This window comes from Pseudomonas sp. 05N431 (assembly GCF_056397005.1).
Map to the genome: position 1 here is coordinate 34,899 of NZ_JBFTMN010000028.1, position 12,119 is coordinate 47,017.

Below are 12,119 nucleotides of genomic sequence, written 5' to 3' on the forward strand. Positions count from 1 at the left end.
CCACTTCCTCCAATCAAGAATCCACATATCTCGGTCGCTTCGAAACCAACGAATGTGCTCTTTGTATCGTACAACGGCCACTACATCGTCATCGCTCAACAGGTCTATCACCTTCCAGTCCCTCATTTGACTTTACCTGAACCCGGAATAGCATATTCTTGCAACCAAGCAGCCCAAATAGATGGTAACTCATAGGACTGTCCCGGCGTTCCTACATCCACAATTTTAGGTGCCAAGCCACCTTGGTTCAAGGGGTTAGTCTTGTACTTATACTGCGAAATTGCATTCTCTACAATAAAAGACTCCAGCCACTTTGGAATCTCAAACGTCACAATATTACTTCCAGGCCTCAGCGACTGAAAATACTCTGCATGAGTTCCGTCTCCCATGCTGATATTCAACGTTCCATCACGAATGAGAGGATTGTTTTCAGCATCGAAGGTTATTAACTCTTTGCTCGCGAAAGGCATTTCACCGCCCTGCACGCGGGACACTGTTGTGGTTTCTCCGACCACAGAGTTGCCGCCTACAGACGTTACCCGATTTGAACCGAGTAACCCGCTGAGCCAATCAGAAATACTTTCGGTTGCCTTACCATTAAAGCTGACATTTCCCGGAGCATAACTTCCCGTTAGTTTCCCGCTATAGCTTCCTTCAGAGGCGCTCCAGGCTGGCACTGAAGGCGAGCTGACAATTTCACCAGTCCCACCCTTGACAGCATTAGGTAACTTGACGCCTGGAATACCAAGACTGGCAGCCCCCATCGCCCCAACAACGATATTTCCAACGGCATTCCATGTATCGCCATTGATCGCCTGGTTGACGCCATAGCTTGCCTGAAGAACCCCGTTCGCAGTGGCAGCAAGACGGATACTAGCGCCTAGTGGACCTGAAAGCGCATAGATTGCCGGTCCACCGATATTTGCGAGTCCTTGCTGCTCATTATTGATACGCAGATAACCTTGAGCATCTTTGTAAATCAGCTCATTTTCGGATTTCGGCCTGATCCAACCCAACTGGTCCCAAAACCCTCCTGCTTGGGCACGCGCTGCATCAGCGTAAGCATTTTTGACATCATCCATGCCTGCATAGTGATAGTCACTGACGGGAACCGGTCCGTCACGAAGCAGCTTCTGAATGCTGGCCTCGGCAACCTCTGGACCGTACTTGAGGGTTTGCTCATACCCGTATACCTGGAGATAGGCTTGGAGCTCTATTTTGTCGGCCCTGGAAAGGGAATCAGGATTTTGATGATATGCCGCGAGCAGATCATCACTGCGCTGGTCCGCTGTCTCTAAACCTACCAATTGCTTGGCAGATTCAATCCCCTGATCGTTTTTAAACGCTTCCCGCGCACGATCACGCTGAGCCTGTGAGTGATCGCCCAAGAAATTGTACTGGGTTGCATTCGCCGCCACGGTAGCAGCGACGGAACTATCCCCACCCGTAGCAGCAGCTCCGAGCACACCGACAACTTGCGAGAGCGCCATTAGGTTGGCTTGAGCCTGGTTGTACTCCGGGGAGCCCTGAACAAGATTGGAGGGTAGGAGCTTGTCCCCTAGCAATCCGACCAACACTTCGTTGGCGCCACCAGCGATTGCTCCGGTACGGAAATCACCACCCATCGCTTCAGCTAGCAAACCACCGAGACCGGCATGCAAGGCAATTTTCGCTAAGCCACCCTCTGCCAGTTCCAGGTCTCCGATTTTCCCGGCTCCCAAAGCACCACCAATACTTGCAGCCGTACCAGCAGCCGAGCTGGCAAGATTGTCCTTGAAACTGCCGCCATAAACTGCCGTTTTGATCACCGCATCAGCCGCTACCTTCATCGCGACGGTTTGCAGGCTCTTGACATCAAAACCAACACTTCCCGGGCTGTAATTGAGCCCCTGAGCGACACCCGCCGTTGCGGCGCTTACGGCATAGCCTTTGATACTTTCTTTAGAAGTAACGTCTTTGACGACCTTCCCAAGATTGCCTCGGTTGTTGATAGTGCTGACTGTGGCTTTGGTTGCGACATCGATAGCTACACCCTGCAATATCGAATTCATGCCGGCCATCATCGGCCCCATGACTGCTGCCAATGCAATCGCAATGATCAACTGCGACGCAGGCCCTAATCCTGAGTTGCTGTACTTGAACGACTCATGAATCTCCTTGACTTGCCGCCAGTCCACATCACCGCGCGCTTCAGCCTGCTTCAACCAGGCGAGCTGAGGGTCCGCCTGGACCATCGCATCGATGGTCTGGCTGACGCTCTTCTGGTCGATGTGTTTGATGTCAATCTTCAGACCATCAACGGCTTTGATCGTGAGATTGCCAGCGGCAATCAGGCTGCTCTGACGAAGCGTTTCGTCTGTTTTGCCTTCACCTTTCGATGAGACCCAGAAGGCGTTGTTATCGCTTTTGGTATGGCTTTCATCATGCAGATCCTTCACCCCTTCAAAGGTGATGGCCCCACCGCTGTCCAGCGTGATGTCCTTACCGCTTTCAAGCTTGGCCGCCTGATACTTCTGGTCCCCACCGCTGGCCAGGGTCAGATCCCCGCCGGTCTTGATTTCACTCCCGACGTTCGTCACCTGAGTCACTTCATCGTGCTGGGTTTTACTGCTGCCCCAACTGCCTTTTTTCTTCATGTCGTACAGCGAGTAATCGCTGTCTTGCGCAGCCAGCAGTTCGATTTTGTCTCCGGCGACCAGGTAGGCTTCATCGCCCGCGCTGATACGGCTGGAGATCAGCGTCATGTCCTTGCCCGCACTCAGCGCAACGTTGCCACCGGCAGTCACGGTGCTGGCGATCTGTTGGACATGGTCCTCCTGACGGGTCTCCTTCTTGTTCTTGAAGTAGGAGTGGCTCTCGTCGGCTGCCGAGGCCAGGGTCAGGTTTTCCGTCGCGGCCATGGCGATGTCGCGCTTGGCCTCGATCTGGCTGGCGATGGCCGAGAGGTCGCGGCCGGCGTTCATCTGCAGGTCGCGGCCGGCGCTGATGGTGGCGCCGTACTGGGTGACGGAGCTACCGTTTCTATTCCGGCCGTAGTCGTCCTTGTTACGGCTCTCGGTGGCCGCGATATTGATGTCCCGCCCGGCGCTGATCGCCGTATCACCACCACTTTGCAGCACGCTGCCGTTGTTGCTGACATCGCGCCCGGCCTGGACGCTCAGGTTGTTGGCCGCTTCGATGCGGGCGGCGCTGTCGACGAAGGTCCGTTGCTGGCTGTAGTCGCCATTGCTGCTTTCGTGGGTGGTGACGGTGCGTTCGTTGATCACGTCGCCGTTGAGCGCCCTCACGTTCACATCACGCCCGGCAATGATGCCGCCGGCCTTGTTGACAATGTTGTTGCCCGCCAGCAGGTCCAGGCGGTTGCCCGCTTCGATCAAGCCGCTGTTGACCAGGTCGTTGCCAGCGGCGGCCGACAGGTTGTGGGTCGCGCGCAGGGTGCCGACGTTGTTCAGGTCCTGGCCGGCAATCAGCGAGACGTCGTTACCGGCGATCAACGCGCCGTTGGGGGCCAGACGGTTGTTGGCGTTGGCCAGGTAGAGCACCGGCACCAGTACGTTTTCGCCGTTGACCGTGGCATTTTCCATCCAGACGATGTCGTGGGTCAGGGCCGCGACTTGCTGGGAAGTGAGGGTCACACCAACCGTCAGGTTGAGTTGCTGTTTGCTGGAGATGGCGTTGTCCATCAGGTACTTGTAGAGCTTCTCGTCCGAGTTCTGGCCGTCGATGAAGCGTTGGCCAGTACGGGCAACCACCGCTTGCTGGAGCAACCGTTGTTCGTAGAAGCCATCACCCAGACGCTTGGCACTTTTGTCCGGGTCGTAGCCGAGGTTCGCCAACAGGTAGTCCGAGCTCATGAATTGCTTGAGGTCGGTGAGCACCGGGTTGGTTTCGATCAGGTATTTCTGCGGGTTGGACCTGCCCGAAGTGTCGGGCAGCCCCTGGACCCGGGCCACGGTCTGGCTGGTGGCCGGGGTGCTGGTCACGGCTGCGATGGCTACCGGAATGGCAGCCACGGCGGTGCTGGCCACGGGTGCCGTGGCAATCGGCGGTACTGCCGCGCCCGGTACGCTGATCCCGGTCAGTGGGTCACGCTGGGTGGCTGGCAGGGTCGGCAGACTCAGGTCGGGGTGGGTGGCGTCCACTGGCGGCTGGCTCGCGGCATCGACGCGCACGACACCGGACTGGGTGATGGTGTCGGTGGCGCGGTCATGACCGGGCAACTGAACATTGCCGATGTTGCTGTCGCTTGGCGCGGTGACGTTGATCGCGCTGCCGCTGGCGCTGACGCCGGCACTCTGGCGGGCGGTCTGCACCAGTTGCCGGTCGCTGGCGGAGACCTGGGCAATGTCACCGATCTGGACGCTGCGAGCCTGAACGTTTGGCAGGTTTATTTCGCGCTGGGCGCTGCTGACGCTGGCGCCACCCATGGTCCAGCTTTGGGGTGCGTTGTTGGCCTGGGTTGCCTGACGGACGGTGCCGCCCTGGCCGCTCAGGCGGAACAGGCCGTTTTGCCCGGTGGGCAGGCTGAAGCCCGGCAGGCTCAGTGGGTTGACCTGCTGTTGGGCCAGGTTGGGGGGTAGTTGCGCGTTGATGTAGATCGGCGTGGAGTACGCCGGTCCCGCACCGGTGCCGGTGTTGGTATGCCCGGCGGCGACGTACCCGTAGTACGGCCGGATCACACTGTTGTTGATGTTTTGTGCAGCGTTCAGGCTCACGTTGCCGCCGGCCTGGATGATGGCATCGTAGGACTGACCGCCAACGTTGGTGGTCGTGGTGGTGTTGAACTGAGGAATCAGTCCACCGCCCATCTGACTAAGGAAGTAACTCAGGTCCGAATCGTACCTGGCCGATGGCGTTGGGTTGTTATAGGCATTGAAGGTGGCCGCCGCGGCTGTTGCCTGATTGATCTGCGTGACGAAGTTCCAGTAGGAGCGGCTGGTCTTGATTTCCTGAGCCTGCAGCCCCTGGTTATTGATGGTGTCGGCATTGGCCGTCAGGTTTGCGGTGGCAGCCAGAGTGCTGCTGGTGTTGTTGAGCGTCTGGGCGTTGATCAGTAGGTTGCCGCCACTGGTCAAGCTGGAAGCCGCGCTACTGTTGGTCACGTTCAAGCGATCGACTTCATCCACTCGCCACAACCCGTTGATGCCACCCCAATGGCGCTCGTCGCAGCCAGGGCCGGGAATCAGGTTGCAATCGAGTTGGGTAATACTCGCAGAACTTTTTTCGTGGGCGGTGTACTCCAGAATGTCCCTGACGTTATTGACGGTGGTTGCCGCGATGGTCAGGTTGCCGACGCTCTCGATGTTCCCGGAACGGTTATTGAGCAGATCGGCCTTGTTCTGGTACGAGTCTCTGGCGATCAGCACGTTGCCCAGGCTGTAGATCTGCGCATAGCTGTTGGTGACGCTGGACGCCAGCAGTTGCATGTCGCCGCCGCTGGAGATCAGGCTATTGTTGTTGACCAACGCGCCGGTGTTGACGGTCAGGTTGTTGCCCGAGCCCAGGGTGCCCGTGTTGTACACCCCGCCCGCGGTCACGGTCAGGTTGTTGGCGGAGGTCAACCGTCCTGCGTTATTGAGCCAACCACCGACATTGATCCAGGTATCGCCTCCCCCGGCAAGACTCGCCGCGCTGGCCAGACTGAGTGTCCCGGCGCTCAGGCCAAAGTTGCCCAGACTGCTGATCCGGCCATTGCCGTTATAGGTGCCGCCGAGGGTCAGGTTCAAACTGCCGTCACTGGCAATCAGGCCATCGTTGTACCAATTGCCGCCGCTACCGACAAAGCTGTTGGACGCCAACAACTGGCCGCCCGCGCTCTGGCTGAAATTATTCACGTTAACCGTCAAACGCCCAGCCTGGATCACGCTGCTGTTGGTCCAGGTGTCGGCGTTGAGGGTCAGGCCGCCTCGGGTGACGAGGGTGCCACCGGCCCCCATGACGTTCGCGGTGGCGATGTCGAAGGTGCCGGTACCGACATGCAGCAGTCTGCCGCCGACGTTCATGAAACCACCGGCGCCGAGGGTCAGGTCGCTGTTGGCGGTTTCGACGGTGCCGTTGCGGTTGTCGAACAAACCGCCGATCTGGAAGTCGGTCTTGCCGCTGGTGCCCAGGGCGCGCAGTTGGCCGGTCTGGTTGTCGAGGCTGGCGGCGCGCACGCTGAGGGTGCTGTCGCTTTCGATGATGCCCAGGCGGTTGTTCAGGGCGCCGTTGAGGCTGAGGTCGATCCGGCTGCCGGCGATCTGGCCGTCGTTGTCGCCGCTGTTGTCGAAGTTATTGCCGCTGACCTGGACCAGTCCCTTGGCGTAGAGCCCGCCGTTGCGGTTGTCGAAGTTGCCGGCGCTGCCGGTATTGACGATGGCATCGCCGCTCTGCGCAGAGATGCGTCCACCATAGTTGTCGAGACCGCCCAGGGCGCTGAGGTTCAGACGCTGGGCCTGGGTGATGCCGCCCTGGCGGTTGTTGTTCAGGTCGTAGCCGTTTTTCAACACACCGACCACGCGGGCTGCAAGAGCGCCCTTGAGACTGGCCAGAGTGCCGCCGCGGTTGTCGAGGTTGGCGGCGGTCACGCTGAGGTCGCCGTTCTGGGCGAGAAGCCGGCCGCTCTGGTTATCGATATCGCCACTGACGGTCAGGGTGGTGGCGCCCAGGCTTTGCAGGGTGCCTTTGCCGTTGGCCAGGCTCGCGGCATTCAGTTGCAGGTCGCCGTTCTGGCTGTAGATCAAGCCGTCGCTGCTGTTTTGCACGGCGCCGCCGGCGTTGATGACGAGGCTGTCGCTGGCAGCGACGGTGCCGTGATTGCGGTTGTCGAGGCCGCCCGTGAGCAGGTTCAACAAACCTTGGCTCACCAGTTGACCGCCCTGGTTGTTGATTTGCGTGCTGCGGCTAATTACCAGCGGCCCGCCGCTGGCGAGTTTGCCGTTGCTGTTGCTCAGGGCACCGAGCAGGTCGAGGGTCACCGCGCCGTTGCCGAACAGGCGGCCATTGCTGTTGTCCAGGCTGGTGCCGCTAACGTTCAGGGCTTGTTGCGCGCTGACGCTGCCGCCGATATTGCTCAGGGCCATGGCGCTCAGCGTCAGGGCCGCGCCGCTGTCGATCGAGCCACCCTGGGCGTTGGTCAGCAGGCCGCTGATGCTCAGGCGCTGGCCCGCGCCGCTGGAGATAATACCGGCGCTGTTGTCGAGGCTGGCCGCGTTGACGGTCAGGGTATTCTGGCTGACCAGTGCGCTGGCGCCGCTGTTGAGCAGCGCACCGTTGAGGGTCACATCGAGGTTGCCACTACGACTGGACAGGGCACCGCCGCTGCGGTTGTCGAGGCTGCTGCCGTTGACGCTCAGGCCCTGCCAACCGGAGATCAGCCCGCCCTGATTGAGCAAGGTTTCGCCACTCAGGCCCAGTAGGTTGTTGCTGATGAGTTTGCCGCCCGTGTTGTCCAGGGTGCGCCCGGTCAGGTTGAAGCTCTGGATGCTGGAGAGTTCGCCGTTCTGGTTGTTCAGGTCGCGCATGCGGCTGATGCTCAGCGGGCCTTGGGCGGTGAGCAAACCGTTGCTGTTATCGAGGTCGCCTCCGGCCAGGTCAAGGCGGAGGCCGTTGTCACCCAGCAGACGCCCGCCGCGCTGGGTCAGCGCGCCGAGGGTCAGGTCTATATCGCCCTTGGCCGAGACTTCCCCGCCGTTGCTGGAGTTCAGGCTGGTGGCCTTGAGGATCAGGCTGCCCTTGCTGTTGATCAGGCCGTTAGCGCTGTTGTCCAGGGCCATAGCGTTGAGGTTGACGGCGCTGACGCCGAGCAGTTGGCCACCCTGGTTGTTGATGTCGGCGCTGTTGATCGTGAGGGTCTGTGCGGCGTTGATCAGCCCCTGGCTCTGGTTGCTCAGCAGGCCATTGACGGTCAAGCCGAAGTCGCTGCGGCTGGTGACGATGCCGCCGCTGTTGTCCAGGCTGCCGGCCTGGACGTCGAGGGCTGCGGCGGCAATCTGGCCTTTGAGGTTGGTCAGCGCCTGGTTCACGCGCAGGGTCAGGGCCTGATTGCTGAGCACCTTGCCGTTGCTGTTGTCCAGGTTCGTGGCCGCCAGTGTGTAGGCCTGGGGGCTGGAGATTTCACCGCCCTGGTTGTTGACGCCGTTGAGGTTGCTGAGCAGCAACAGCGGCGCGTTGATAAAGCCGCTCTGATTGTTCAACTGGCCGTGGTTCAGGTCCAGGGCCAGGCTGGTGTTACTGAAGAGTTTGCTGTTCTGTTGATCGAGGCCACGGACACTGGCGGTCAATGTATTGATGCTGCCAATGCTGCCACCGGCCTGGTTGGTGACCTGGCCTGCGGTCAGGTTCAGCGTGTCATCACTGTCCAGGCGCCCGGCTTGGCTGTTGTCCAGCGCACCGGTATTGATCACCATCGCGGCTTTGCTTTTAAGGCTGCCGTTCTGGCGATTGTCGAGGCTGGCGCTGTTCAGGGTCAGGCTGCTGTCGGTGATCAGCTTGCCACCCTGGTTGTGCAGATCACCACGGGCCTTAAGGTTGAGGGCGCCGGCACTGGAGAGCTTGCCGGCATTGTTGCTCAGGTTGTTCGCCGTGACGTCGAGGGCACCTTCGCTGCTGATCAGGCCCTGGCTGTTATCCAGGTCGCCGCTCAGGGTCAGGCGCATTTTCTGCAGGCCATACAGGCTGCCGCTCAAGTTGTTCAGAACGCCGCCGTCCAGGCTCAGGCTGACTTTACCGTTAAGCAGGCCATTGACGTTTTGCACCTGGCTCACGCCCAGGTTCAGGTCTTGCTCGGCAAACACCTTGCCGCTGTCGCTGTTATCGAGTTTTTGCCCGAGCAGGTTCACCGTGCCGCTGCTGCTGGACAGCTCGCCGCCTCGGTTGTCGATGCTGCCGACGTTGAGTTTCAGCGCTTTTGTCGCGGCCAGCAGACCACCCTGGCGGTTGTCGAGGGTGCTGCCGGTCAGGTCCAGAGAGGTGCTGGCGATCAACAGGCCATTCTGATTGTTCAGGTTGGTAACGTTGGCGACGATGTCGCGCTTGCCGGAGATCGAACCGTTGCCGTTATCCAGGCTGGCGCCGGTGAGCTGCAATGAACCCTCGGCAATGAGCACCCCGTTCTGGTTGTTCAACGCTTGGTTGACGCTCAGGTCGAGCAGGCCATGGCTGTTCAGCAGGCCGTTGCTGTTGCCCAGGCTGTCACTGCGACTGTCGATGGCGGTGGCCGAAATCACCCCCCAGGTGTTGTTCAACGCCTGAGCGATGCGCAGGGTCAACGGGCCCTGGTTACTCACCAGCTTGCCGTGGCTGTTGTCGAGGTTTTGCGCGGCCAGGATGAAGGCTTCGGTGCTGGATATCTCGCCATTCTGGTTGGCGACGCCGTTGAGATTCTTGAGCAGCAGACTACCCGGCGCGTTGATGTAACCGCCCTGGTTGTTCAACTGGCCGTGGTTCAGGTCCAGGCTCAGTGTTGTTTTACTGAACAGCCCGCCGCCCTGTTGGTCGAGGCCGGTGACGCTCGCCGTCAGGGCTTTTTCGCTGGAGAGGGTGCCGCCCGCGCCATTGCTGACGCTGGTGGCGGTCAGGTCCAGGGTATCGCTACTGGTCAGGCTGCCATTCTGGCTATTGTCCAGTGTGCCCGTGGTGATACGCACCGGGCCGATACCCGCCAATTGGCCGCTGTGGCTGTTATCCAGGCTAGCGCTTTGCAGCGTCATGCCGGTACCCGAAAACAGTGTTGCGCCCTGGTTGATCAGGGCGCCACTGCTGGTGATCGCCAGAGCCCCGGCGCTGGTCAACTTGCCGCTGCTGTTATCGACACTGGCGGCATGCACGCTCAGCCCGGTCTGACCGCTGATCACGCCGTTGTTGTTGAGCAGCGCATCATCGAGGGTGATGTCCAGCGCGTTGCTGCTGTCGAGGGTGCCACCGAGGTTATCCAGCCGCGAACCACTCAGGCGGATGGCATCGCGGGAATGGATCAGGCCCTTGGTCTGGTTGATCAATTGCGCCACATTCAGCTCAAGGCCTGTGCCCGAGACGACTTTGCCGCCGGCACTGTTATCCAGATGCTGGCTGGTCAGCTTGACCCCGCTGGCGTTGACACTGGTGTCGGTACTGGACAGCTCGCCGGCGCGGTTGTCGATCTGGTCAACGTTGATGCTCAGCGCTTTTGAGGTGCCGACCAAACCACCGTTGCGGTTATCGAGGCTGCTACCGGTGAGGGTCAGATTGCCTTGGGCAACCAATGAGCCACCTTGTTGGTTCAGGGCGCCAATGGTGGCGCTCAGGTCGGTCTGGCTGGCAATGCGGCCGCCGGCGTTGGCAACTTCATCGGCCTTGAGGCTGACCGGGCCAACGGCGCTGAGCAGGCCGCCCTGATTGTCCAGACGGGTGCCGGTAAAGCCGATGGCGGCGTTGCCGGTGAGCAGGCCTTTGTCGCGGTTGTCCAGTTGCCCGACGAACAATTGCAGGGCCTTGTCGGCATGAATCAGCGAGCCACGGTTATCCGCCGAGTCGCCGCGCAAGGTCAGCAGGCCACCGCCCTTGAGGCTGCCGCCACGGTTGTCGAGACTGCCGGTGGTGATGTCGACGTCGCCCATGGCCAGCAGAGCACCCTGGCTCTGGTTGTCGAACTTGCCGGTGATGCGTGCGCTCAGATTGCCGTCGCTGAGCAGTCTGCCCTGATTGCGGTTATCCAGGCTGGCAGCGCTGACGCTCAAGCCTTTTTTCGAGCCCAGAGTGCCGTTGCGGTTATCCAGCGCGGCGCTAAGGTCGATGCTCAGGCCCAGGTCGCTCACTACGCCGCCATCGCGGTTGTCGAGGCTGGCAGCACTGATGGTCGAGGTGCCGGCGCTCGACAGCTCGCCACTCAGGTTAGTCACAGCGCCGCGGGTATCAAGCAGCAACGCGGCGGCGCTGCTGAAGGTCCCGTCGGTGTTGTCGAGGCTGCCGGTGCGGGCGTCGATACCCTTGGCCGAAATCACCCCAAGCGTGTTGTTCAAGGCCTGACTGATGCGCAGGGTCAGGCTTTGCTGGCTGCTGATGACCTTGCCACGGGTGTTGTCCAGACTCGTCGCCGTCAGACTGAAGGCGTTTTTGCTAGAGATTTCGCCATCCTGGTTGGCCACACCGTTAAGGTTTTTCAGCAGCAACTGCTCGGGGCCGCTAATCAAGCCGTGCTGGTTATTCAGCTGGCCGTTGTTCAGATCCAGGCTCACCGAGCTGTTGCTGAGCAGTTTGCCGTTTTGCTGATCCAGACCACTGACGCTGGCGGTCAGGGCCTTGGAACTGGAGATCTGGCCGAGAGCACCGTTGTTGAGCTGGCCACTGGTCAGATCGAGGGTGTCGCCGCTGGTCAGTTGGCCGTTGAGGTTACTCAGCAGGCCCTGGCTGTTGAGGTTCAGCGCATTAACGCTGGTCAGGGTGCCGCCATCGTTGTTCAGACTGCCGGCACTGAGGAGGATCGCACCGTCGCCCTTGAGCGTGCCCTGATTGTTGAGCAGTTGCGCGCTCAGGGTCAGGCCCATATTGCGTTTGGCGTAGAGGTTACCGCCCTGGCTGTTGTTCAGTTGTGCGGCACGTAGTTGTACTGCGCCCTGACTGGAAATCAGGCCTTTGAGCGAGTTATTCACCTGCGTGGCGGTCAGGTTCAAGTCGCCGCCGGCAAGCAGGCGGCCATTGTTGCTGTTGTCCAGGGTGCCACCAGCCAGGGTCAGAAGGTTCTGGCTGGAGACCTCGCCGCTACGGTTGTCGAGGTTGGCGCTGGTGAGATTCATCCCGGCCCGGCTGGACAACACGCCCGTTGCATTGAGCAGGTTGTTGGCGTTGATCGTCAGTCCATTGCTGGCAACCAGACCTTTGACGTTGTTCAAGGTCTGGTTGATCAGCAGTGTGAGGTATTGCTCGCTGAGGACTTTGCCGGCGGTATTGTCGAGGCTGGTGGCCGCCAGGGTGAAGCCTTGATTGCTGAATATTTCGCCACTCTGGTTGACGACAGCGTTGAGGTTTTTCAGCAGCAGCGCGCCTGGCGTAGTGATCAAGGCGCTCTGGTTATTGAGCACGCCGTTGTTCAGGTCAAGGGAGAGGCTGGTATTGCTGCTGAGTTGGCCCCGGTCATGTTGATCGAGACCACTGACGCTGGCGGT

General features: G+C 60.2%; 1 protein-coding gene. It reads right to left on the bottom strand.

Features of this window, described 5'->3' with window-relative positions:
- Positions 1-122 precede the first annotated feature (122 nt).
- The gene (locus AC1DIG_RS28045; RefSeq protein ID WP_477769932.1) at positions 123-12,035 is read right to left on the bottom strand and encodes a hemagglutinin repeat-containing protein; all 11,913 of its coding nucleotides are present in this window, start codon (positions 12,033-12,035) and stop codon (positions 123-125) included.
- Positions 12,036-12,119 lie beyond the last annotated feature (84 nt).